The 22,976-nt window shown below is 70.3% G+C and carries 26 protein-coding genes and 1 pseudogene; 12 read left to right on the top strand and 15 right to left on the bottom strand.

Going from position 1 to position 22,976, the window contains the following annotated elements; translation table 11 throughout:
- Nucleotides 1-15: 15 nt before the first annotated feature.
- Genes aztB through OE229_RS03955 form a run of 4 tightly spaced genes read left to right on the top strand, consistent with a single transcriptional unit; the run spans nucleotide 16 to nucleotide 4,209 of the window.
- On the top strand, nucleotides 16-909 hold the full coding sequence (gene aztB / locus OE229_RS03970; protein WP_182064314.1) for a zinc ABC transporter permease AztB: 894 nt from the start codon (nucleotides 16-18) through the stop codon (nucleotides 907-909).
- Nucleotides 906-2,105 carry an ABC transporter gene (locus OE229_RS03965; protein WP_262139830.1) on the top strand — a complete coding sequence of 400 codons (1,200 nt, stop codon included), beginning with the start codon at nucleotides 906-908 and terminating at the stop codon, nucleotides 2,103-2,105. Before aztB ends, OE229_RS03965 begins: the two co-directional genes overlap by 4 nt.
- On the top strand, nucleotides 2,102-3,004 hold the full coding sequence (locus OE229_RS03960; RefSeq protein ID WP_259362643.1) for a metal ABC transporter substrate-binding protein: 903 nt from the start codon (nucleotides 2,102-2,104) through the stop codon (nucleotides 3,002-3,004). Before OE229_RS03965 ends, OE229_RS03960 begins: the two co-directional genes overlap by 4 nt.
- A gap of 26 nt (nucleotides 3,005-3,030) precedes the next feature.
- Nucleotides 3,031-4,209, top strand: a complete 1,179-nt coding sequence (locus OE229_RS03955; protein WP_263345037.1) for a hypothetical protein — start codon at nucleotides 3,031-3,033, stop codon at nucleotides 4,207-4,209.
- A gap of 141 nt (nucleotides 4,210-4,350) precedes the next feature.
- On the opposite strand, the gene OE229_RS03950 is transcribed toward OE229_RS03955, so the two are convergent.
- The 4 genes from OE229_RS03950 to OE229_RS03935 all read right to left on the bottom strand — a co-directional run bounded on the left by OE229_RS03950 (nucleotide 4,351) and on the right by OE229_RS03935 (nucleotide 9,642).
- Nucleotides 4,351-5,688, bottom strand: coding sequence for an ABC transporter substrate-binding protein (locus OE229_RS03950; protein WP_259578381.1), 1,338 nt, complete (start codon nucleotides 5,686-5,688; stop codon nucleotides 4,351-4,353).
- Between the two features lie 62 nt (nucleotides 5,689-5,750).
- Nucleotides 5,751-6,701, bottom strand: a complete 951-nt coding sequence (locus tag OE229_RS03945) for a carbohydrate ABC transporter permease (protein ID WP_262139828.1) — start codon at nucleotides 6,699-6,701, stop codon at nucleotides 5,751-5,753.
- The gene (locus OE229_RS03940) at nucleotides 6,698-7,612 is read right to left on the bottom strand and encodes a carbohydrate ABC transporter permease (protein ID WP_027467229.1); all 915 of its coding nucleotides are present in this window, start codon (nucleotides 7,610-7,612) and stop codon (nucleotides 6,698-6,700) included. The genes OE229_RS03945 and OE229_RS03940 overlap by 4 nt, the downstream gene beginning before the upstream one ends.
- Nucleotides 7,609-9,642 (bottom strand): beta-galactosidase, encoded by a 2,034-nt coding sequence (locus OE229_RS03935; RefSeq protein WP_262139827.1) that lies wholly within the window; start codon nucleotides 9,640-9,642, stop codon nucleotides 7,609-7,611. The genes OE229_RS03940 and OE229_RS03935 overlap by 4 nt, the downstream gene beginning before the upstream one ends.
- Before the next feature lie 214 nt (nucleotides 9,643-9,856).
- Here OE229_RS03935 and OE229_RS03930 point away from each other — a divergent pair, with 214 nt between their 5' ends.
- Nucleotides 9,857-10,879 carry a LacI family DNA-binding transcriptional regulator gene (locus tag OE229_RS03930; protein ID WP_071245173.1) on the top strand — a complete coding sequence of 341 codons (1,023 nt, stop codon included), beginning with the start codon at nucleotides 9,857-9,859 and terminating at the stop codon, nucleotides 10,877-10,879.
- An 84-nt stretch (nucleotides 10,880-10,963) separates the two neighbouring features.
- Here OE229_RS03930 and OE229_RS03925 read toward each other — a convergent pair whose 3' ends face one another.
- Nucleotides 10,964-11,320 carry a VOC family protein gene (locus tag OE229_RS03925; protein ID WP_259578385.1) on the bottom strand — a complete coding sequence of 119 codons (357 nt, stop codon included), beginning with the start codon at nucleotides 11,318-11,320 and terminating at the stop codon, nucleotides 10,964-10,966.
- A gap of 85 nt (nucleotides 11,321-11,405) precedes the next feature.
- Nucleotides 11,406-12,020 (bottom strand): GNAT family N-acetyltransferase, encoded by a 615-nt coding sequence (locus tag OE229_RS03920; protein WP_263345033.1) that lies wholly within the window; start codon nucleotides 12,018-12,020, stop codon nucleotides 11,406-11,408.
- 88 nt (nucleotides 12,021-12,108) lie between these two features.
- Here OE229_RS03920 and OE229_RS03915 point away from each other — a divergent pair, with 88 nt between their 5' ends.
- Complete coding sequence (locus OE229_RS03915) at nucleotides 12,109-12,741, top strand: TetR family transcriptional regulator (RefSeq protein ID WP_262139823.1); 633 nt, start codon at nucleotides 12,109-12,111, stop codon at nucleotides 12,739-12,741.
- A gap of 78 nt (nucleotides 12,742-12,819) precedes the next feature.
- Nucleotides 12,820-13,281 (top strand): DUF4383 domain-containing protein, encoded by a 462-nt coding sequence (locus OE229_RS03910; protein WP_262139822.1) that lies wholly within the window; start codon nucleotides 12,820-12,822, stop codon nucleotides 13,279-13,281.
- A 61-nt stretch (nucleotides 13,282-13,342) separates the two neighbouring features.
- Here the strand turns inward: OE229_RS03910 and OE229_RS03905 are convergent, their stop codons facing one another.
- Nucleotides 13,343-14,074: an OBAP family protein gene (locus OE229_RS03905; protein WP_262139820.1), complete on the bottom strand. Its 732-nt coding sequence runs from the start codon at nucleotides 14,072-14,074 to the stop codon at nucleotides 13,343-13,345.
- 139 nt (nucleotides 14,075-14,213) lie between these two features.
- Between OE229_RS03905 and OE229_RS03900 the strand changes: the two genes are divergently transcribed.
- The 3 genes from OE229_RS03900 to OE229_RS03890 are packed head-to-tail and all read left to right on the top strand — an operon-like array spanning nucleotide 14,214 to nucleotide 15,984.
- Nucleotides 14,214-14,732, top strand: coding sequence for a hypothetical protein (locus OE229_RS03900; protein ID WP_262139819.1), 519 nt, complete (start codon nucleotides 14,214-14,216; stop codon nucleotides 14,730-14,732).
- 2 nt (nucleotides 14,733-14,734) lie between these two features.
- On the top strand, nucleotides 14,735-15,133 hold the full coding sequence (locus OE229_RS03895) for a hypothetical protein (RefSeq protein ID WP_182064304.1): 399 nt from the start codon (nucleotides 14,735-14,737) through the stop codon (nucleotides 15,131-15,133).
- A 29-nt stretch (nucleotides 15,134-15,162) separates the two neighbouring features.
- Complete coding sequence (locus tag OE229_RS03890) at nucleotides 15,163-15,984, top strand: aldo/keto reductase (RefSeq protein WP_262139818.1); 822 nt, start codon at nucleotides 15,163-15,165, stop codon at nucleotides 15,982-15,984.
- A gap of 57 nt (nucleotides 15,985-16,041) precedes the next feature.
- Here OE229_RS03890 and OE229_RS03885 read toward each other — a convergent pair whose 3' ends face one another.
- The 3 genes from OE229_RS03885 to OE229_RS03875 all read right to left on the bottom strand — a co-directional run bounded on the left by OE229_RS03885 (nucleotide 16,042) and on the right by OE229_RS03875 (nucleotide 17,702).
- On the bottom strand, nucleotides 16,042-16,644 hold the full coding sequence (locus OE229_RS03885) for a HEAT repeat domain-containing protein (protein WP_182064302.1): 603 nt from the start codon (nucleotides 16,642-16,644) through the stop codon (nucleotides 16,042-16,044).
- A 43-nt stretch (nucleotides 16,645-16,687) separates the two neighbouring features.
- Entirely contained in the window at nucleotides 16,688-17,062 is a 375-nt protein-coding gene (locus OE229_RS03880) for a hypothetical protein (protein WP_262139817.1), read from the bottom strand.
- A 163-nt stretch (nucleotides 17,063-17,225) separates the two neighbouring features.
- Complete coding sequence (locus tag OE229_RS03875) at nucleotides 17,226-17,702, bottom strand: DUF4265 domain-containing protein (protein ID WP_182064300.1); 477 nt, start codon at nucleotides 17,700-17,702, stop codon at nucleotides 17,226-17,228.
- A gap of 253 nt (nucleotides 17,703-17,955) precedes the next feature.
- Between OE229_RS03875 and msrA the strand changes: the two genes are divergently transcribed.
- Nucleotides 17,956-18,477, top strand: a complete 522-nt coding sequence (msrA, locus tag OE229_RS03870; RefSeq protein ID WP_263345032.1) for a peptide-methionine (S)-S-oxide reductase MsrA — start codon at nucleotides 17,956-17,958, stop codon at nucleotides 18,475-18,477.
- Between the two features lie 18 nt (nucleotides 18,478-18,495).
- Here the strand turns inward: msrA and OE229_RS03865 are convergent, their stop codons facing one another.
- Nucleotides 18,496-18,855 (bottom strand): UBP-type zinc finger domain-containing protein, encoded by a 360-nt coding sequence (locus OE229_RS03865; RefSeq protein WP_182064299.1) that lies wholly within the window; start codon nucleotides 18,853-18,855, stop codon nucleotides 18,496-18,498.
- Nucleotides 18,856-19,032: 177 nt separating this feature from the next.
- On the opposite strand from OE229_RS03865, the gene ppk2 reads away from it, so the two are divergent.
- Complete coding sequence (gene ppk2, locus OE229_RS03860) at nucleotides 19,033-19,941, top strand: polyphosphate kinase 2 (RefSeq protein ID WP_027467245.1); 909 nt, start codon at nucleotides 19,033-19,035, stop codon at nucleotides 19,939-19,941.
- Here the strand turns inward: ppk2 and OE229_RS03855 are convergent.
- The 4 genes and pseudogenes from OE229_RS03855 to OE229_RS18125 all read right to left on the bottom strand — a co-directional run.
- Nucleotides 19,901-21,214 (bottom strand): MFS transporter, encoded by a 1,314-nt coding sequence (locus OE229_RS03855; RefSeq protein WP_262139815.1) that lies wholly within the window; start codon nucleotides 21,212-21,214, stop codon nucleotides 19,901-19,903. The genes ppk2 and OE229_RS03855 overlap by 41 nt on opposite strands.
- Nucleotides 21,215-21,280: 66 nt before the next feature.
- Nucleotides 21,281-21,898, bottom strand: a complete 618-nt coding sequence (locus OE229_RS03850) for a cysteine hydrolase family protein (RefSeq protein ID WP_259578412.1) — start codon at nucleotides 21,896-21,898, stop codon at nucleotides 21,281-21,283.
- 35 nt (nucleotides 21,899-21,933) lie between these two features.
- Nucleotides 21,934-22,626, bottom strand: a complete 693-nt coding sequence (locus OE229_RS03845; protein WP_263345031.1) for an ABC transporter permease — start codon at nucleotides 22,624-22,626, stop codon at nucleotides 21,934-21,936.
- A 77-nt stretch (nucleotides 22,627-22,703) separates the two neighbouring features.
- A pseudogene (locus tag OE229_RS18125) lies at nucleotides 22,704-22,934 on the bottom strand (ABC transporter permease); the annotation flags it as partial.
- Nucleotides 22,935-22,976 lie beyond the last annotated feature (42 nt).

Here is a 22,976-nt window from a genome sequence, read left to right as displayed (position 1 = left end):
GTAGCGTCTCGGACCGTGACCTGGCTGACCGATCCGTTCTCCGTCGACTTCATGGTGCGCGCCCTGGTCGGCGGCTCCCTGGCGGCGGTCCTCTGCGCCGTGGTCGGCACGTGGGTGCTGGTCCGGGGCATGGCGTTCCTGGGTGAGGCGCTCTCGCACGGCATGCTGCCCGGCGTCGCGATCGCCACCCTGACCGGGATCCCGCCGGTGCTCGGCGCCGCGGTGAGCGCGGGCGTGATGGTGCTCGGCGTCGGTGCGCTGCGTCGTCGTGCCCGACTGTCGTACGACACCTCGATCGGCCTGCTGTTCGTCGGGATGCTCGCGCTCGGTGTGATCATCGTGTCGTCCTCGCGGTCGTTCGCCACCGATGTCACCGCGATCCTGTTCGGCGACGTCCTCGCCGTCACCCGGGCCGACGTCGGCGGCCTCGCGATCGCCGCAGCCGTGGCCCTGGCCGTCGCCGTGGCGTTCCACCGCCCCTTCACCGCGCTGGCGTTCGACACCCGCAAGGCCACGACGCTCGGACTGCACCCACGCCTGGCCGAGGTCGTGCTCATCGGACTCGTCACCCTGGCGGTCGTCGCCTCGTACCGGGCGGTCGGCACCCTGCTCGTCGTGGGCCTGCTGCTCGCGCCGGCGGCCGCCGCCCGCGCGTGGACCCGGCACGTGGGCTCGACGATGGTCCTCGGCGCCGGCATCGGCGCCGTCGCCGTCCTCGTCGGCCTGCTCGTCTCCTGGCACGCCGGCACCGCCGCCGGCGCGAGCATCGCCGCGGTCGCCGTCGGCGGCGTCGTGGTCTCGCGCGCCCTGGCCGTCGTCGTCCTGCGGCGCACCCCGATCCCCACACCGGTGCGCGCGGCCGCACCGGCAGCACCACGATCCGCCGCACCGTCTCGAGAGGGAGCATGAAGCACTCGACCACCAGCCGCGCCCCCGCGCGCCTCCTGTCCACCATCGGCCTCGCCACCGGCCTGGCCCTCACCGTCAGCGCCTGTTCCACGGGCACCCCGTCGGCCGACAGCTCGACCGGCACCGCCCGTCCCCACGGCTACGTGGCGGGCGCGAGCGAGTCCCAGGAACCCCAGGTGCGCCTCCTGGCCGTGTCGGCGACCGGCGCGACCGCGCTGCACGACCTGCTCACCGAGGAGACCACCGAACTCGACGACGTGGACGCCCCGGAGCACTCGGCGACCGACGGCCGGTTCCTCGTGACGAGTGACGGCGACCGCACGACGATCGTCGACGGCGGCTCGTGGACGGTCGACCACGGCGACCACACGCACTACTACGCCGCCGAGCCCCGGGTCGTCGGCACCATCGACGGGGGCGGCCGGGTCGCGGTGCACTCGTCCGAGACCATGACGACGATCACCTGGCCGGACCGGGCCGAGGCTGTCGTGCTCGACCGCGAGGCACTGGGCCAGGGCGAGGTCGACGAGACCGCACGGATCGACGCGAGCGTCCTGCTGCCGATGGGCGAGCATCTCGTGGCGGCCGACGGCGACACGGTCCGCGTGCTCGGCACGGACGGCGAGGCGATCGACGGTGCCGACACCGCGCAGACCTGCACCGACCCCGCAGGCGGGATCGTCACCCGCGCCGGTGCCGTCGTGGGCTGCGCCGACGGAGCGGTCGTGGTGGACGACACCGGCGAGCCCTCGTTCGTCGACCTGCCCGACGGCGCCGAGCGCCCGACGGCGTTCGCGGCACGCGCTGGCCGTCCCACGGTCGCCGGGCTGGCCGGCGACACCGGCTTCTGGCTGCTCGACGTGCGCGAGGGCTCGTGGCGGCTCGTGCCGACCGAGCGACCCCTGCGCGCCGTGGCCGCGGTGGACGACGAGGACGAGCACGTGGTCGGGGTCGACGACTCCGGGCGGGTGGTCGCCGTGACCGCCTCGACGGGGACGGTGGCCACGACCGAGCCGCTGCTCGAGGCCGACCCCGACGACCCCGCACCGCTGCTGCAGCTCGACGCCCAGCGCGCCTACCTGGCCGACCCCGCGGACGGCACCGTGCACGAGATCGACTTCGCCGACGACGCCCGGGTCGCCCGCACGATCGAGCTCCCCGTCGCCCCCGTCGCCTTCGCCGAGGTCGGACTGTGACCCGCACCAGGGCCCTGACCGCGAGCCTCGTCGCCGCGATCGTCGCCCTCGTCGCCACCGGGTGCACCACCGCCGGCTCCGACCGGCCCCTCGTCGCGGTGACCACGAACATCCTCGGCGACGTCGTCAGCGAAGTCGTCGGGGACCAGGCCGACGTCATGGTCCTGATGCCCCCGGGCGCCGACCCCCACTCGTTCGAGGTCTCCGCGCAGGAAGCCGCACGACTGCGGAGCGCCGACCTGGTGGTCGAGAACGGCCTCGGGCTCGAAGAAGGGGTCGCCCGTCACGTCGCAGCGGCGGCCGAGGACGGCGTGCCGGTCTCCACCGCTGGGGACGCGTTCGACCCGCTGGAGTGGACCACCGAGGACGACAGCGGCCCCGACCCGCACTTCTGGACCGACCCCGCCCGCATGGTCGACGTGGTCGAGGCCCTCGACCGGGACCTGCGCGACGCCGGCATCGAGCCGACCGGCACCGATGCCTACCTGGACGAGCTCCGCGACCTGGACGACACGATGACGACCGCGTTCCGGACCGTGCCCGAGGAACGCCGGGCGCTCGTGACGAACCACCACGTGTTCGGGTACCTGGCCGACCACTACGGGTTCCGGGTCGTCGGGGCGGTGATCCCGAGCGGGACCACCCTGGCCTCCCCGAGCGCCGCCGACCTGCGCGACCTGGCCGACGCGATCGACGAGGCGGGAGTGCGGACGATCTTCGCCGACGCCTCGCAGCCCGCGCGACTGGCCGAGGTGCTGGCGGAGGAGGTCGACCTGCACGTCGAGATCCGCCCGCTGGCGACGGAGTCACTCACCGAGGACGGCGACGCCGCCACCTACCTCGGCATGATGCGCTCGAACACCGAGGCCATCGTCGACGGCCTGTCGACTGGTAATTGAGAATGAGAATCAATACAGTAAGCGACATGACGAACACGAAGACGCTCCGGGCCGTGTGGCCCGCCGCCCTGCTCGGCGCGGCCGCCCTGGCCCTGACCGGGTGCGCCACGAACACCGACGCCGAGTCCGACAGCAGTGCGACCCCGAAGGCCGACGGGACCCGCATCACCCTGACCCACGACGGCGGCCTGCTCGTCCTCGACGAGGACCTGCAGGTGGTGGCCGACGACGCGATCGACGGCTTCACCCGGGTCAACCCGGCCGGTGACGGACGCCACGTGCTCGTCACCGTGCCCGAGGGCTTCCGGGTCCTCGACACCCAGGCCGAGCCCGCCCTGACCGACGCGGTCTTCCCCGCCGACACCGGCGGCCACGCGGTCGTCCACGGCGACCGCACCGCCCTGTTCGCCGACGGCACCGGCGACGTGACGACGTTCGACCACACCGAGCTCGACGGCGCCGACCTGCCCGAGGTCGAGACGACGAAGTCCGAGGCCGCCCACCACGGCGTCGCGATCGAGCTCGAGGACGGCACGCTCCTGACGACCGTCGGTACCGAGGAGCACCGCTCCGGCGTGCGCGCCCTGGACGCCGACGGCGAGGAGACCGCCCGGTCCGAGGAGTGCCCCGACGTGCACGGCGAGGGTGCGGTCAAGGGCGAGGTCGCGGTGTTCGGGTGCACCGACGGCGCGCTGGTCTACGAGGACGGCGCGTTCGAGAAGATCGACGCCCCGACCGAGTACGGCCGCACCGGCAACCTGTTCACCACCGAGGACTCGTCCGTCGCGGTCGGCGACTACAACGACGACCCCGACAGCGAGGGGTACCTGCTCGACCAGATCGCCCTGATCGACGCCGCCTCGGGCGAGTACACCGTCGCGGACATGCCCGACGGCGTCGGCTTCACGTTCCGCGACCTGGCCCGCGGCCCCGGTGACGAGGCCGTCGTGCTCGGCTCCGACGGTGCCCTGCACACCTTCGACGAGACCACCGGCGAACAGCTGGAGTCGTACCCGGTGATCGACGCGTGGGAGGGCCCCGCCGAGTGGCAGGACGCCCACCCGGCCCTGAAGGTCGAGGGTGACGTCGCCTACGTCACCGACCCCGCCGAGCAGAAGGTCCACGCCGTCGACCTGACCACCGGTGAGGTCATCGCCTCGAGCGACGAACTGCCGGGCGTGCCCAACGAGATCGCGGTCGCGTAGCGACGAGGAGAACGAGCGCGCTGCGAGCGCGCGACGGCGTCCGAACACGACCCGGAGACGGACAGGAGGCCCGTGGCGATCCCGCCACGGGCCTCCTGTCCGTCGTCAGCGCGTGGACCGCGCGACGTCAGCCGCCGTCCGTCAGCCCTCGACCGGGATCGACTGCGCCTTGAGCGCAGCGATGGTCTTGGACTGCCCGGACTCGAGCGCCTCGGCCAACGTGCCCGAGCCGGACGCGGCCTGCCCGAATCCGTCGGAGACGTCCGAGTAGGTCTGCGTCATCGTCGGGCCCCAGGTGAAGGGCTGGATGTCCTTCGCCGCGGTTGCGAACTCCTCGTAGATCTTCTGGCCACCGTAGAAGTCGAGCCCCTCGGTCAGCGCCGGCAGGTCGGCGCCGGTGGTCGAGGCCGGGTACAGGTTGGCCTCCTTGTTCAGTGCGGAGAGCGCCTCGGTCGAGGTGTTCAGCCAGACCAGGAACTTCGATGCCTCGGCCGGGTGCTCGCTGCCCGCGAAGACGACGTTCGACGAACCGCCCCAGGCAGCCGACTTGGTCTCACCGGACTTCCACTGCGGCATCGGCGCGACGGCCCACTTGCCCGAGGTCGACGGTGCGCCGCTCGAGATGGTGTTCGCACCCCAGACCGCGGAGACCCAGGTCCAGTCCTTGCCGCTGTCGTAGGCGCTGTTCCACTGGTCGGTGAAGCTCGGCAGGGTGTTGACGAGCTTCTTGTCGATCAGGTCCTGCCAGTAGTCGGCGACCTTCTTCGACGCGTCGTCGTTCAGGTTGACCTTCCAGTCCTGGCCCGAGTTCTCGAACCACTGGCCACCGGCCTGCGAGACGAGCCCGGCGAACTGGTTGACGTCACCCTTGGCGAAGTTGGTGATGTTCCCGCCGAGCTTCTTGATCTTCACGGCGTCCTCGGCGTACTCCTCCCACGTCTTCGGAGCGTCGAGGCCGGCCTTCTCGAACAGGTCCTTGCGGTAGTACAGCGCCATCGGACCGGAGTCCTGCGGCACCGCGTAGACCGACTTCGACTCACCGAAGGTCACCTGGTTCCACAGGCCGTCGGAGAAGTCCTTCTTCGCGTCGCTGATGCCGGCGCACGCGCCGATGTCCTCGAGGCCACCCTGCACGCGGAACGCCGGCAGGGTGTCGTACTCGACCTGGCCGATGTCCGGCGCCTGCTTGGCCTTCAGCTGGTTGAAGAAGTTCTGGTAGGTGCCGCTGTTGCCGTTCGCGACGATCGAGACCTTGACCTGGATGTCCGGGTTGGCCTTGTTCCAGATCGCGACGACCTTGTCCATGTTCGGCACCCAGGTCGTGAAGTCGAGGGTGACCTTGCCGTCCGAGGGCTTGCAGCTGGCAGCCGCGGTGTCGGATCCGCCCCCGCTGCTGCTGCCGCCGGTGCTGCAGCCGGCGAGGGCCACGGTGGCGGCCACGGCGATCGCGGCGACGCTGAGGAACTTCGTTGTCTTCATGCTGTTTCCGTTCGGATGTGGTGTGGGGAGAGCTGGTGCGGGAAGGAGTGCGGGTCGAGGGGCTACTTCAGGCCGCCGGAGCCGAGGCCGGAGCGCCAGAAGCGCTGCAGGCTCAGGAAGGCGATGAGCAGCGGGATGATCGAGACGAACGATCCGATGAGCACGAGGGTGCGCAGGTCCGGGTACTGGTTCACGCTCGAGTTCCACGTGTAGAGGCCCAGGGTGACGGGGAACAGCGACGAGTTGCGGAGCATCACGAGCGGCAGGAAGAAGTTGTTCCACACGGCGACGAACTGGAACAGGAAGATCGTCACGAGCGCGGGCGACATGAGCCGGACCGCCACGGTGAAGAACGTCCGGACCTCGCCGGAGCCGTCGATCCGGGCAGCCTCGATGATCTCGTCCGGCACGCTCGACGCCGCGAACAGCCGCGACAGGTAGACACCGAACGGACTGACGATGCTCGGCAGGAACACCGACCAGAACGTGTCGGTCAGGTCGACCTGGCTGAAGATGAGGAACAGCGGCAGGGCCAGGGCGGTCGCCGGCACGAGCACGCCGCCGAGGAACACGTTGAACAGGACCTCGCGGCCGCGGAACCGGTACTTGGCCAGCGCGTACCCGCACATCGCGGAGAGCACGGTGCCGAGCAGGCCGGCGACCCCGGCGTAGGCGATGCTGTTCAGCAGCCAGCGCAGGTAGATGCCGTCCTGGCGCGTGAACAACTCGACGAGGTTGCCGAAGAAGTCCTGCACCGAGGTGGCACTGAACCACAACGAGAACGTCGAGTTGAAGTTCGCGGCGGTCTTGGTGGACGAGACCAGCAGCCAGAAGATCGGCAGCAGGAAGTAGAGGGTGAAGACCCCCATCACGATCATCGCGGCGCTGCGCGAGATGACGCTCTCCCGCGGACCGCGCGCTCCGCGCTGGTGCGGACGGGAGGCCCGGTTCGGCTCGAGCGGTCGGCCGACGTCGCGGACGAGGTCACCTTGGGTCGGGGCGTTGACGGTCATTCGGCGGCCTTCCGCTGGGTCAGTCGGAGGAACCCGATCGACAGGACGAACGTGGCGACGGCGAGGACGACCGAGAACGCCGCGGCGAGGTTGAAGTTCGGCACCGAGGACGTCGAGTAGACGAGCATGTTCGGCGTGAACGTCGACGAGATGGTCGAGGTGAACTGTCGGAACACCGTCGGCTCGGTCAGCAGCTGCAGGGTGCCGATGACGGAGAACACCGCGGTGAGGACGATGGCCGGCACCACGAGCGGGATCTTGATCGACAGGGCGATCCGGAGCTGGGACGCACCGTCGAGCTTCGCCGCCTCGTACACCTCGGCCGGGATCGCGAGGAGCGACGAGTAGATGATGAGCATGTTGTAGCCGACGTAGACCCAGGTCACGACGTTGGCGACGGCCCACAGCACGGTGCTGCCGCCGAGCAGGTCGACCCGCGAGGTCACCGCGGAGAACGGCGACAGGTCGGGGGCGTAGAGGTAGCCCCACATGATCGCGGCGATGACGCCGGGAACCGCGTACGGCGCGAAGAACGCCAGGCGGAAGAACCGCTTGCCGCGCAGCAGCGGGGAGTCCAGCAGCAGGGCGAACAGGAGCGCGAGCCCGAGCATCACCGGCACCTGCACGACACCGAACAGCAGCACGCGGAGCACCGAGCTCCAGAACTCGCCGTCCTGGAACACCAGGGCGTACTGGCTCAGACCGCCGAAGACCTGCGTCGGGGCACCGAACGTGCCCTGCCGCTCGATCTTCTGCAGCGACTCCCACACGGCGTAGAGGATGGGGACCAGGTAGAACGCCGTGAACAGGACGGCGAACGGCAGGACGAAGATCGCGATGGCGCGGCGGTAGCGGAACCCGCCGCCCCGGCGTCGTCGGGTCGCGCTGGGCGACTGTGCGGTGGTGGTCATGAGCGGTTCCTGTCGGTGCGGATGATCTGGGTCCCGCCGGGTGCGATCGCGGTGGTCCCGGTGACGGGGCGGTCGGCGACGAGCTCGTGGCCGGCCTCGTGGTGCTCGACGGTGTGGTCGGAGTGGTTCAGCAGGAAGACCCACTCGTGGGTGTCGTCCCGGCGTCGGATGACCTCGAGTCCGGGGCGGACGGCGGGGTCGGCGCGCACCCCGGCCTCGTCGAGGACGCGGTGGACGAACCCGCCCAGCGCACCGGTGTCGAGCACCGTGGACGTGTACCAGGCGGTCCCGGCGCCGTGCTCGTTGCGGGTGACGGCCGGGCGGCCGGCGAGCGAGCCCTCGGCGTAGTCGACGACGCTCGTCGCACCGCGCAGCTCGACCGGCTCCGACCAGACGCTGCCGGTCGTGCCGTCGGACAGCGCGATCGTGGCGTCGGCGGCGAGCGGGAGGAACTCGTCCACCCGCACGCCGAGCAGGTCACGGAAGGCGCCGGGGTAGCCGCCGGTGCGGACCCGGTCGCGCTCGTCGACGATGCCGCTGAAGCAGCTGACGATCGCGTGCCCGCCGCCGGCGACGTGGTCGGCGATGACGGCCGCGTGCTCGTCGCGCACCAGGTACAGCTCGGGGACGACGACGAGCGCGTACCCGTCGAGCGGTGCCCCGGGGGCGACGACGTCGACGGTCACGCCGAGGTCCCAGAGCGCGGCGTGGAAGGCGTGGACCTGCTCCAGGTAGCGGAGCGCGGTGCTGGGGTGGGCCTCCAGGTCGGCCGCCCACTGGTTCTCCCAGCTGAACACGAGCGCGACGTCAGCGACCACGCGGGAGCCGCGCAGCTCGCCGAGCCGCTCGACCAGGGCGCCGAGCGCGACCACGTCGTGCCAGGTCCCCGACTCGGTTCCGGCGTGCGGCAGCAGCGCGGAGTGGAACTTCTCGCTGCCCTGCACGGATGCGCGCCACTGGAAGAAGCAGACCCCGTCGGCGCCGCGGGCGATGTGCGCCGCGGTGTTCCGGAGCATCTCGCCCGGGGCCTTCGCGACGTTGTGCGGCTGCCAGTTGACGGCGCCCGTCGAGTGCTCCATGAGCAGCCAGGGGGCGCCGCCGGCCAGGCCACGGGTGGTGTCGGCGGCGAAGGCGAGCTCGACGTGCGGCCGGGGCAGGCGGTGGTCCAGGTAGTGGTCGTTCGCGATGACGTCCATGTCGCCGGCCCACGACCAGTAGTCGAGTGCCGTGATGTGCGCGGCGACCATGAAGTTCGTCGTGACGGGCTTGTCACTCAGCTCGCGCAGGACGGCGGCCTCGGCACGGTGGTGACCGAGGAGCTCGTCGGACGAGAACCGGTCGAAGTCGATGGTCTGCGCCGGGTTCGTGAACGACAGCGTCGCGCGGGGCGGCAGCACCTGCTCCCACGCGGAGTAGCGCTGGCTCCAGAACGAGGTGCCCCAGGCGGCGTTGAGTGCGTCGACCGTGCCGTACCGGGCCTGCAGCCAACCGCGGAACGCCTGGGCGGAGACGTCGCAGTAGCAGTGCGCGTTGTGGCAGCCGAGCTCGTTCGACACGTGCCAGAGCCGCACGGCGGGGTGGTCGCCGTAGCGCTCGGCGGTGGCACGGACCAGGGCGAGGGCGTGCTCGCGGTAGACCGGGGAGCTCGGGCAGAACGCCTGGCGGCCACCGGGCCAGCGGGTGGTGCCGTCGGCGACGACGGGCAGGACCTCGGGGTACCGGCTGGTGAGCCACGGCGGCGTCGAGGCGGTACCCGTGCCGAGGTCGACCCCGATGCCCGCGCCGTGCAGCAGCTCGATGACGGTGTCGAGCGCGGCGAAGTCGTACTCACCCTGCCGCGGCTCGACGTGCGACCAGCCGAAGACGTTGATCGCGACGAGGTTCACGCCGGCCTCGCGCATGAGCCGGACGTCCTCGACCCACACCTCGGGGTCCCACTGCTCGGGGTTGTAGTCGCACCCGAACGCGAGGCCCGTCGAGCCGAGGCCGAGCGCGCCGGTGGCGGTCGTCGGCAGGGTGGTGGTCGTCACGGGGATCCTCGCTGATCGGGGCGACCCCGGCCGCCTCGGTCGCGTGCGACCCCTTCGACGGCGAAGGCCACCCAGTGTTCTGGGAGCGCTCCCAGTCCGCACGACCGATCGGGCCGGATGTTTCTGGGAGCGCTCCCAGATCAAACACCAGCGGCTGCACCCTGTCAACTGCGAGGCGTTCCGAGGGCTCCTCAGTGGCGGATATGGTTGCCCCATGTCCGAGGTCCGATCCGCTCGTCAGCGCGCCACGATCCAGGACGTCGCCGACGAAGCGGGGATGTCGCGCGGCACCGTCTCACGGGTGCTCAACGACGAGCCGTACGTGTCCCCGAAGGCGCGCGAGGCCGTGCAGGACGCCGTCCGACGTGTCGGCTACGTGCGCAGCGCCGCCGCCCGCAGCCTGGTCACCCGGCGGTCCGGGGCGATCGCGCTCATCGTCCACGAACCCTCGGTCGTGGTGCTCGACGACCCCAACATCGGCAACATCCTGATCGGCACGAACGCCGTGCTGTCCGATGCCGACCAGCAGCTCGTCACGATCATGGTCGACTCCGCCCGCGACAGCGAGCGCGTGGTCGAGTACCTGCGCGGCGGGTTCGTCGACGGCGCCATCGTGCTGTCCGCCCGTGACGGCGACCCGATCACCGGCGCGATCGAGGAGATCGGCATGCCCGCGTGCTTCGTCGGGCACCCGTCCGACGCCGCGAACATCTCGTACATCGGCATCGACAACCGCGCCGCCGCCGAGCAGATCACCCGGCGACTGGTCGACACCGGTCGACGCCGGATCGGGATGCTCGCGTCCGGGCTCGACCGCGACTCCGGCCAGGACCGTCTGGCGGGGTTCACCGCGGCACTCGGCGAGCGCTTCGACCCCGACCTCGTCGCCCGGAACCCCCTGTTCAGCTACACCGCCGGCGCCGAGGGCATGCGCGAGCTGCTCGAGCGAGCCCCGGACATCGACGGAGTGTTCGCCGCGTCGGACGCGGTCGCCGCCGGTGCCATGGACGTCCTGCAGCGCAGCGGCCGGAGCGTGCCGGGTGACGTCGGCGTGGTCGGGTTCGACGACAGTGCCTGGGCGCTCCGGTGTGACCCGCAGCTGTCGACGGTGCGGCAGCCGGCGCGCCTGCTCGGCGAGCAGGCGGCGCACCAGGTCCTCGAGCAGATCGGCGGCACCGACGACGGTCCACGCGGTCTGCTGTTGCCGACGGAGGTCGTCTGGCGCGGGTCCGCGTAGCCGGCCGCAGACCGACGGGAGGCCCGTGGCGGCGCCGCCACGGGCCTCCCGTCCGTCCGCGGGTGCGTCCCGCACCCGTCCGGGTCAGCCCTGCGGCGGCGAGTAGAGCTGCAGGTCGTTGCCCTCGCTGTCCTTGAAGGGGATGATCTTGCCCCACGGGTGCTCACTGATCTCGCCCTGGATGTCCGCGCCGCGCTCCTTGAGCGAGGCGACCTCGTCCTCGATGCTGCCGTCCGGCTGGAACGACACGACGGCGCCGCCCTCGCTCGCCTGGCTGGCGGACTCGCGCCCGTTCAGGCCGATCATCAGGCCGCCGGCGTCGATCTCGCTCCAGTCGTCGGACTGGTCCTTGACGGTGAGACCGAGCGTGTCGCGGTAGAACGCGACGGCGCGCTCCATGTCGCTGACCGGGACCCAGACTGCTGCGACTCCACTTGCCATGGTGTTTCCTCTCGTCGTGGTGTGCCGTGGACGGTAGGCAGCGCTCGTGCACGCCGGTACAGGGTCGGTGTCCCCCGGCGTCGGATCAGCCGGCGGCCGGACGCCACATGCTGATCGGGGTCGCCGCGCGGAACCCCGCGATCGGCGCGCCGTCCGCGAACCCGTGCCGTCGGTACAGCCGGCGGTTCACCGGGGTGGAGGACTCCAGGTACGCACCGTCCGACGTCCGGTCCGCGCGCTCGAGTGCGTGGCCGAGCAGCAGTCCGCCGATGCCCCGACCACGCGCTGACGCCGACACCCCGATCTCGGCGAGGTACCAGTGCGGGGTGGCCGGTCGGGCGCGCTCCATGCGGCGCAGGTGGGCGACCGCGCGGAGCGCCCCGCCGAGCCCCAGGACCCGGAGGAACGCCGGCACCTGCCGCACGAAGGCCCGGACGCCACCGGGCTGCCGACCGGGTGCCTGCCAGAAGGCGGCGCCGACCACCCGGTCACCGATCGTGGCGACGTCCACCCGTCGCGCGGGCATCGGCACCGACCGGATGAGCGCGGCGAACAGCCCGGTCAGCACGGCGGGGCGGTCCTCACCGGGTCGCGACGGCCGGAACTCGGCGAGGACCGGGTCGTCGGCGAAGGCCTCGGCGAGGACGGCCGCGGCCGCCTCGAGTTCGGCGGGTCCTGCTGCTCGGACGACGATCTCCATGCTGACTCCTCGGGTGATCACTGATTTGGCCACTCGGCCGATTTCATACTCGCGTCCGGTCCTGCACGCGCCCCGTACGCTTCCTGTGATGACCGACCAGCAGCAGACGCGCGGGTACCGCAGCCGACAGGACCGCCGTGCGGAACTGCTCGACGCCGCCGCCCTGGTCGTGCGGGACGACGGCCTGCGCGGCCTCACCACCCGGGCCGTCGCCGCTCGCGCCGGCGTCGCCCACGGTGTCGTGCACTACGCCTTCGGGGCCCGGCGCAACCTGGTCGTCGCGCTGCTCGAGCGGCAGGCGCGTGCGGTCCTGCCGCCGGTGCTCGCGGCCGCCGACGAGCACGACGACCTCGCCGCCGCGCTCGAGGCGGGGATCTCGGCGTACCTCGACCTGGTGCGGCGCGAACCCGAGCGGTTCCGGGTGCTCGAGGCCCTCAGCGCGACGGCCCTCGCCCCGGACGGCGACGGGGACCTGCTCGACGCCGAACGTCGGCTCTGGCGCGACGGCGTGGTCGCCGGGATCGAGCGCTGGACCGCGCGGCACGGAGCGGCGCCGTCCGAGCCGGTGCCCGTGGTCGCCGACGCCGTGATCACCCTGGTGGACGGACTCGCCCGCGCCGCGTGGAGCGATCCGGACAGCACCGCGACCGCCGGATCGCGGGCGTTGCTGGTGCGCGGATTGACCACCGCGGTGACCGCCGCCGTGACCGCCGAGCACTGACCTGCAAACCGTCCGGGGAAGCGCTCCGAATGTCATGTGTGCCGCACACTGCGGCGCGTACAGAAAAGAGGGCTGATCATGACCAGCAGCGCAGCAACCGCACGCACCACCTCCGGTTCGACGTGGACCCAGCGGGGCGCGTTCGTCTTCGGTGTCGTCTTCCTGATCGTCGGCATCGCCGGGTTCATCCCCGGACTCACCATGAACATGGGCTCGATGTCCATGGCCGGCCACGGCTCCATGGCCCTGCTCCTGGGCCTGTTCCAGGTGTCCGTCCTGCACAACATCGTGCACCTGCTCTTCGGCATCGTCGGGCTGCTCGCCGCCCGCCGTGCAGCCTCCGCACGCCTGTACCTCGTCGCCGGCGGCATCGTCTACGCGGTGCTCTTCGTCTACGGGCTCTTCACCGCGGGCATGGCCGGTGGCGCGAACTTCGTGCCGCTGAACAGCGCGGACAACGTGCTGCACGCCTTCCTGGCCGTCGCGATGATCGTGCTCGGCTTCGTCCTGCCGCGGATCGGGACGCGCACCGCGCGCTGAACCACAGCAGACACCGGGCGGGAGGCCCGTGGCGACACCGCCACGGGCCTCCCGTCCGTCGTCAGGGGCGTCCGTCGTCCGCGTCGACGACGCCCGGGGTCGGGGTGGTGCCGGTGAAGGCGTCGCGCATCGTGCCGACACCGCGCTGCGGGTGGGCGCGGTCGAGGTACTTCGCCCGCGACTCCTTGCGCGGTTCCGGATCGGTGCGCATCGCCTGGTTCCGGTCCTGCTGCAGCGCGCTGTCCACCTCGCCCTCGCGGTTGAACGACCACATGAGCATCGGGTCGCCGACCGGCAGGTCGTGTGCAGGCTGCGAACCCATCGGGGTGCTGTGCCAGGTGTGCCAGGTCTTGCCGTACGAGTTCACCAGGTGCCCCATCAGCTCGGTCTCGACCGCGATCGGCAGGCCCGGAGCGACGAGTTCACCGGAGAACACCTCGTGGTTGTGCGGGTGCCACGACGCCTGCTCGTCCTCGGGCAGGGAGTCGAAGAGCCGCTCGGACACGATGTACTCGATGCCGATCAGGTTCGCGTCGGCGGTGTTGCCGTCGAAGAGCACGCACTGCAGCATCTCGGCGTTCACCACCTTGCAGAAGTGGTGCGCCTCCATCTGCACGTCGGGCTCGCCCTTCACGCAGTGGAACCCCACCACGTAGACGTCGAAGCCCCGCAGCGGCGCCGAGGTCTGCAGCACGGCGGCGCCGCGGTCGAGCAGGGCGAGCTCGAAGCCGCCGGACCCTCCGGGCGGGGTGACACCGGTCTTCCGGTCGTGCACGGTGGGGTTCAGGGGCATGCGGGCGTCCTTCCGTCCGTTCGAGGTGGGCGCCATGCAACCCGGAACGCCCTTCCTGGCGCCGGAGGTCAGGTAACGACTTCGCTCCAAAGTTTGATGTTCTACATATTTTGTCGGTTCTCCGCCAAGCTCGACGTTCATGAAGACTTCCGTCAAGAGCGCCCTCGTAGCTGCCACCACCATCTCCCTGTTGCTCGCCAGCGGTACCGCAGCCGAAGCGACGCAACCGCGCGAACCTCGAGCCGCGTGGGGGTACTACAACAAGGTGGTCAGCAAGTCGAAGAAGTCCCACCACACCGGTTCGCAGATCCTCGCATCCTGCGGGTCCCGCACGTCCTCGATGAACTGCGGCCTCACGAAGGGCCGCGCAGCAACACGAACGATCGGTCTGGAGTTCGGTGCGACGAGGAAGTGGGCCGCGGGCAAGCTCAACTTCAGTGCTTCCCGCACACAGAGCGTCTCGGTGACCTGCAGCAGGCAGCGTGTCCCCAAGGGACGGATGCTCGTCGCCTACCCGGTCGGGAACCGCTACAAGTACGAGATCGAGAAGCACATGACCGGCGCTGGGAAGGACTACGTCACAGGTCGTTCCGGCTGGTTGTACGCCTTCAACCCGGGCAGTGCACGCGTGACGTGCGACATCATCCGGTACCGCTGAACATGTCCGCCCTGCGCCTGAGCATCAGCGCGGTCAGCATTGCCGTCGGCGCCTTGCTGCTGGCGGGATGTTCCACAGCAGGTCACCCGGCCCGTGTGGATGTCACGGTCGGGATGACGGTCACCGAAGCCGGTGCCCTCGTCCCGGACGGTGACGCGTTCGTCTGGTACGACCTGTCTCCACAGGTGCTCCATCGCCCAGCGACACTGTCTCAGGCCGACGGAGCGGACGGCGTCATCGTCGCCGTCTGCGATGGGAGTGGCCACGGGGACGTCGCGGTCGGGGTTGTTCCGGAGACCGACTTCGACGGCGCAGTGAGCACCGCTGCCCGCAAGGAGGAGTACCGACACTTCCTCCCCGAGTGCGCGCAAGCCCGAGAACACCCGCGTTCCGCACCGTGACCGTGGCTGAACCGCGTACTGTCCGCTGCATGCCCGCACTCATCGACACGTTCACCCTGTCCAACGGTCTGCACATCCCGAAGATCGGCTTCGGCACCTGGCAGATCCCGTCCGGCTCCGACGCGTACGACGCCACGAAGACCGCCCTCGACCTCGGCTACCGCCACATCGACACCGCCCTGGCGTACGGCAACGAGGCGAGCGTCGGCGAAGCCGTCCGCGACAGCGGCATCCCCCGCGACGAACTCTTCATCACCACGAAGCTGCCGGCCGAGATCAAGACGGCGTCCGGCGCCCGCGACGCCTTCGAGGAGTCGAGCAACAACCTCAACCTCGGACACGTCGACCTGTACCTGATCCACGCGCCGTGGCCCTGGAGCGACATGGGCTCCGACCACCGCGACGGCAACGTCGAGGTGTGGAAGGTCTTCGAGGAGCTCTACGACGCCGGCCGCACCAAGAGCATCGGTGTCTCGAACTTCGCCGTCGCCGACCTCGAGGACCTGCTCGGCCGCACCGACGTCGTCCCGCACGCCAACCAGATCCGCTGGTTCATCGGCAACACCCAGGACGAGACGACCGCCTTCGACCGCGAGCACGACATCCTGACCGAGGGCTACTCCCCGCTCGCCACCGGCGGACTGCTCGAGAACGAGCAGATCGCCGAGATCGCGGCGAAATACGACAAGACCGTCGCCCAGGTCGCGATCCGCTACCTGCTCGAGAAGGACGTCCTGCCGCTGCCGAAGTCCACCACCCCGTCGCGCATCGCCGAGAACGCCGACGTCGACTTCGTCCTCGCCGCTGAGGACGTGGCCGCGCTCGACGCGCTCGAGGACACCGCGAGCTGACGCGGCCCCACCCCGGACGGGAGGCGCGGTGCCAGCTGGCACCGCGCCTCCGGTCCGTCAGACGGCGGGCTCCACCCCGATCTTCCGCAGCCCGAGCGCAGCCTTCTTCCGCACCCACGGGCGGTCGTCGGTCAGCTTCTCCTCCAAGGCCTCGCGCGCTCGGGGGTTCGGCCGCTTGCTCAGTGCGAACACCGCATGCCCGCTGATGTTGTGGTCGTCCATGAGTTGCAGGAGGACATCGACCGCTTCGGGCCGCTTCGACTTCCCCAGCGCGAGGGCCACCATCTGACGGGTACGCCCGTACTGAGAATCCAGCGCGAGCGCCGCCACGTCATCGAAGTACGCGTCCACGTACGCGGTCTCGATCGAGTTCCCAACCGCCCAGCGCGTACCCGCTTCGTCAGGGAAGTTCCGGAACGCCTCGATCAGTGCGGGCATCGCGGTTCCCTTCGCGGATGGATTGCTCAACGCCCGAGCGAGGTCCTGTTGCATCGCCGGCGTCCGCGCCTTCCGCAGCCACTCGATCAGTAGGGGGACCGCGTCCTTGTAACGAATCCCGGCCTGGGCGAAGACGGACAGGTTCGAGAAGTCGTACCCCAGCGCGCGGAGGTCGGCCAGGATCGCCGCCTGCTCGGCAGCTTCTGCTGGCGTGAACGGCATCAGCTCCTCGGGAGCGCGGGGCGGCGAGTTTGGTTGATGACCATCATCGGATCGACAGATTGATCGCGACGACGCCGAGTACGAAGATCAGGACGATGACCACGAGGCCGATCGTGGGTATCAGCATCCGTCGCCGCACCGTGGGAGCACCGGACCCCCCGATGACCCAGGTCGTGATCGCGACGACGAGTGCGAGGACCGGCACGAGGAACTGTGCGGTCTCCCCGACGGCGTACGAACACTGCAACGTCGTGTCGGAGGCGCAGGGCGTGTACTGCTCAAGTTGCGCGACGACCATCCCCGGCAGCGAGCCGATCGCCACGAACACCTCGAGGAAGACGAGGAAACAGAACGCGAGTCCGAGCAGCCACCAACCACGGGGACGGCGCTGGACTTCGTCGATGGATGACCGCCACATGTGAGCCTGACCGTACCGCGCCGACGGGTCGAGAACGGCCGTGCCGCCTCAGGCACGCGCGAACTCGATGTGGAAGCCGAAGTCCATCGCGTCGATCCGGCTCACTGGAAGCGCTTCTCCATGAAAGTCGACACGAGAGAGCAGCCTTCCGCAACGAGCGGGGTCAGAGCCAGCCGGTCTCGTAGGACAGGAAGCCGGGACGCTGCAGAGCTTCCAGTTCTTCTCGAACAGCAGCGAGCCTCTGGGCGCCCTCGACCGCGAACGCGACCAGACGCCCGCGCGTTTCCACGAGCGCGTCATTCCGCTGCAACAGCTCGAGGAGTGCTGCGGCTGCGTCATCGCTCTCAACGAAAGCTCGGAGAACCCAGAATGCGCTTCGTTCGAGAACTGCAGCCGGCGTGGGACCGACTCCGTCACGCTCCTCGAGACGCACTCCATCACCGAGCGACCAGCCGTACGTGAAGAACGGGATGCAGCAGAGCTGGTGGATGCCGTCACCGAGGTCCCGGAAGAGGAGCTGCTCGAATCGCAGAGGACTCGTCGGATCTCCAGCGATCATCGCGTCTGCGACGAAGTCGACTCGGCCCGCCCAGACCGGATTCGGGTGCAACACCCACCGAGCTGGATCAGGTGCAGTCATCCGACCTGCTCCGGCGAGGCGTCACGAACACACGGGCGCTGCCCCTCGTCGTGCACGGATGACCGCTTCATGTGGCCTGACCGTACCGCAGGGGCGACACGGAGCACGGACTCGTAGGGTCGAGTCGTACCGACCGCACACCCGGGGTGGGTCCGCGCCCCACAGCGGACCTGACGACGGGAACAGATCGTCCCTGTTGCCGGTTGCACCACACGGTGTCGCAGCCAGTGACACGAGAGCCCAGGAGGCCACCATGACCACCACCGAGACCGCCATCCTCGCCGGCGGATGCTTCTGGGGAGCGCAGCAGCTCCTCCGTCGTCGTCCCGGCATCGTCAGCACCCGCGTCGGCTACTCCGGCGGCGACGTGGCGAACGCGACGTACCGCAACCACGGCGACCACGCCGAGTCGGTCGAGATCGTCTTCGACCCGTCCCAGATCTCGTACCGGGACCTGCTGGAGTTCTTCTTCCAGATCCACGACCCGTCGACGAAGGACCGCCAGGGCAACGACATCGGTCGCAGCTACCGTTCGGCGATCTTCTTCACCTCGGACGAGCAGAAGCAGGTCGCGCTCGACACCATTGCGGACGTCGACGCGTCGGGCATCTGGCCCGGCAAGGTCGTCACCGAGGTCACCGCGGCCGGCCCGTTCTGGGAGGCCGAGGACGAGCACCAGGACTACCTCGAGAAGAACCCGCACGGCTACACCTGCCACTTCGTGCGTCCGGGCTGGAAGCTCCCGCACCGCGACGAGGCGACCGCGGCCGTCTGACCTGACGACCGCCGCGGATCAGCGTGATCCGCCGAGCAGTTCCAACCAGTCCCCGGGAAGGCGATCCGCCGGCCCGGGGACTGCCTGCGTCACGGGGTGGCTGGTGGGCGCTGCGAGCTCGAGCCCCTCGAAGCGGGTGTCGTCGCGGTAGTCCCACGCCCAGGTCTCGCCGGGCTCGTAGCTCTGGATGACCGCGTGCCCGGTCTCCTCCCAGTGCCGCGTCGCGTGCGTGTTGAGGGAGTCGTCGCAGCAGCCGACGTGGCCGCACGCCGCGCAGCGGCGCAGGTGCACCCACCACGAGCCGGTCGCGTCGCACTCGACGCACCCGTCTCCGCTCGGTGCGATCTCGGGGTGGATCATCTCGGCCTGGTCCGTCATGGAGCCATCATGCCTGTGCAGGGCCACATGCGGTCGGGAGGCACGGGGCGGGCCCGCACCGCGCCTCCAGGCCGTCATCGGGTCGCGTCCAGGGCGAGGCGTGGGGCGGTCGTGCGGGTGGCCGGGCCAGGATGGCCCTGGGGCCGACAGCCGATCGGCTCGCAGAGGGAGGACACCGTGGACACAGCGCCGTACTCGCAGCCGTTGCGGGAGTACATCGAACAGCTGCGGACCGAGGGGTACAGCGTCGCGGACGGTCAGACGGCCGACCCGGAGCTGATCGACCCGCACGGCAACCCGGTGCTCACCTGGCAGGACGACTACCCGTACTCGGAGCGCCTGCCGCGGGACGAGTACGAGTACCAGAAGTACCTGCTGCAGATCGAGCTGCTGAAGTGCCAGTACTGGCTCGAGGACACCGGCCAGAAGGTCGTCGTGCTCTTCGAGGGGCGTGACGCCGCGGGCAAGGGCGGCACGATCAAGCGGTTCACGGAGCACCTCAACCCCCGGACCTCGCGGGTCGTGGCGCTGAGCAAGCCGACCGAGCGCGAGCGCGGTGAGTGGTACTTCCAGCGGTACGTGCAGCACCTGCCGGCCGCCGGTGAGATGGTCCTGTTCGACCGCTCCTGGTACAACCGTGCCGGCGTCGAACGGGTGATGGGCTTCTGCAGCGACGACGAGTACGAGTCGTTCATGACCCAGGTGCCGCAGTTCGAGCGGATGCTCGTCGACTCCGGCATCCACCTGACGAAGTTCTGGTTCTCGGTGACCCGTCGCGAGCAGCGGACCCGGTTCGCCATGCGCCAGCTCGACCCCGTGCGGCGGTGGAAGCTGTCCGACATCGACCTGCTGTCACTCGACCGGTGGGAGGACTACACCGAGGCGAAGACGGCGATGTTCACCCGGACGAGCAAGCGCTACGCGCCGTGGACGATCGTGCGGTCGAACGACAAGAAGCGCGCGCGGCTCAACGCGATGCGGTACTTCCTGACGCAGTTCGACTACCCGGACAAGGCCGCCGACGTCATCGGCAAGCCGGACCCGCTCATCGTCCGGCGCGGAAAGCGGGACGTCGACGTCGAGTGATCCCCCGACCGCGGAGAGTTGCTCGTCGCTGCCCCACGATGACGACGACGGTGAGTGCGACGCTCACCGTCATCGCCGCCCCCGACCAGGCGCCGAGCTCCGCGGTCCGGCCGCCGTCGACGAGCAGCCCGCCGATCCCCGAGCCGGCAGCCGTACCGAGGGCGATGACCGCCGAGTTGAGGGCGACGACCACCTGGGCGAAGCGCCCGGACATCGTGAGGAGCAGCGTCTGCAGGGGCGAGTTGGCCGCCCATGCGCAGAAGCCCCACACCGCGAAGACCGCACCGGCACCGACGGCGTTCCCACCTGCCCAGGTCAGCACAGCGAGCGACAGACCGGCTCCCAGGAGCGCCGCGCACAGGACGATCGCGGCCCCGAACCGGTCGGAGAGGCGACCGCCGACGACGTTGCCGACCACCCCGGCGAGCCCGTAGCTGACGAGGATGCCACTCAGCGTCGGCCCGGCCGCTCCGGCGAGGACGTCGAGGAGCGGAGCCGCGTAGGTCTGGACGATGAAGGCGGCCAGGGTCTCGGTCATCGAGACCGCCAGGACCACCGCGACCCACCCGAACGCAGCCGTGCCGCCCCCGGGCCTTCGGAGCGCGTCCGTCCGGCGTTCGTCCGGTCCGAGAACGGGCGTCGTGGCACCCGACACAGCGACACCCGTCAGGAGTCCATCAGTCGGCGCGTCGCGTTGCACCATCGGAAGACCGGTCGGCCGGGCGACCAGGAGTGCGATCGCCACAGCCGCCAGGACGGCGGTGACCCCGATCCCGACGTACACGGCACGGAACCCGACCGCAGGTCCGAGCAGCGCGCCGATGGGTGCTGCGACCACGGAGGCGGTCGTGAGTCCACCGAAGACCGTGGCGACCGCCCGGCCACGCCGCTCCGGCGAGACTGCCTGCGACGCGAGCACCGTCGCCGTCGGTGTGAACCCTCCAGCGGCCACCGCCGCGAGCCCCCGCGCCACGACCGCTGCGCTGTACGAGTCGACGAGCGCCATCGCGACGCTCGCGAGACCGAAGGCCGCGAGCGAGCACAGCATGAGGCTCCGTCGCGGGATGCGGTGCCCGAACAACGCCACCGCCGGCGCGGCGACCGCGTACACGACGCTGTAGACCGCGACGAGCAGCCCGACCTCCGCGAGGCCCACGTCGAGGTCCACGGCCATCGAGGGCAGGAGGCCGGCGACGACACCGCCGCCCGACCCGATCGCGAACGTCCCGATCGCGAGCGGCCAGAGCGGCGTACCCGCCGACTCCGGCCGCACGGGGGCATGCTCCGGATCAGCCCGCACGGGGTGCCGTGCCGTGTGCGATCCGGTCCGTACCGTCGGTCACCGGACCGGCTCGAGCGCGTCGGCCTCGACGTCGTCCAGCCAGGCGGTCACATCGGCCGTCGTGACGAGCGCGTCGCGCTGGAGGTACTGCATGGCCGCCAGCGCGTTGTCGTGCGCTTGCTGTGTCGATCCGCCGACGCCGTCGGTCACGACGCGGAACCGGTAGTCGTGCTGGTGGGCATCGACGGCCGTGTAGTGCACACAGACGTCGGTGAGACCGCCGACCAGCACCACGGTCTCGGCCTTGTACGCCTTCAGCACGATCTCGAGCTCGGTCCCGAAGAAGGCCGAGTACCGGCGCTTCTTGATCAGGAACTCCTCCGGCCGCGGATCGATGTGCTCGGCGAGCTCCGTCTCCGGCCACCCCTCGACACAGTGCGGCCCCTCCGTCCCGTCCAGCTCGCGGCCGATGTCGACGAGCGAGGGCTTGTGCACCTCCTGGATGAAGACCACGGGCAGGTCGTTCTCGCGGAAGCGTCGGATGATCTCGGTCACGCGCGGCACTCGGTCCGCTCGGCCCTCCATGGAAGGGATCTCGGTCCGGTTGGCATCCTTCGGCACGTTCCCTCCCTGGATGTCGACGACGATGAGCACGGTGTTGCCGGTGACGTTCACGGTGGTTCCTCTCGTGGTGGTTTCAGCCGACGGCCTCAGGCGAGCGCCAGCCGGCGGTCGACGACGACCTGCAGCAGGTCGACGACGGTGTTCAGGACGACGAACGAGACGCCGAGCAGCAGCGCGACGCCCGCGATGCCCGGGAAGTCGCTCGACTGGACCGAACGGTCCAGGTAGCTCCCGAGTCCGGGCCAACCGACGATCTTTTCGACGACGACCAGTCCACCGAGGAGCATCCCGGCCTGCAGTCCGATCATCGACAGCGTCGGACCGAGGGCGTTCCGGAGCGCGTGCCGGAGGAGGACGGCGCTCTCGCGCATCCCTGCGGAACGCGCGGTGCGCGCGTGGTCGGCGACGAGGTTCGTCCGCAAGCCGTCCACCAGCACCCGACCGATCGCGACCGCGGGCGACACCGCAGCGCAGGCTGCGGGGAGGAGGAGGTGCCAGACGGCGTCACCGGCGACGTCGACCCGCCCGGCGAGGACCGCGTCGACGACGAGCAACCCCGTGGGTCCGGGAGAGGACTCCGTGAACGAGGAGCGGCCGTTGGCGGGGACGAGTCCGAGCTTCCCGTAGAGGAACAGGAGGCCGACGGATGCGAGCAGGAAGGTCGGGGCCGCCGCACCGGACAGGAGGACGATCCTGACGACACCGGCACCGCGCCAACGGGTGACCGTGTCAGGAACGCGAACGCCGCACCGAGCAGGAGGGCGATGGCGAGGGTCCACATCGCGAGTTCGAGCGTCGCGGGGAAGGCGGTCGCGATCCCCTCCGCGACCGGTGTCCGTGTGCGGAGGGAGTTCTGCAGGTCGCCGTGGAGGAGCCCCCCGAGGTAGGCGAGGTACCGGATCGGAGCAGGCTGGTCGAGCCCGAGCGACGCCCTGGCACGGTCGACCGCTCCGGCGGAGGCGTTCGCGCCGACGTACGCACGCGCGGGGTCGACGCCGCTGAGCTCCTGCAAGGAGAACAACACGATGGTGAGGGCGACCAGGACGCCCAGCATGGAGCCGGTACGGCGGAGCACGAAGGCGGTCATGCGGATGTTCCTTGCTCGGGTCCGCTGCAGCGGACGACGGTC

The sequence above is a fragment of the Curtobacterium poinsettiae genome, from assembly GCF_025677645.1.
GTDB lineage: Bacteria > Actinomycetota > Actinomycetes > Actinomycetales > Microbacteriaceae > Curtobacterium > Curtobacterium poinsettiae_A.
The sequence above is the reverse complement of the archived record's forward strand: the minus strand, read 5'-3'. Positions and strand labels throughout refer to the sequence as shown.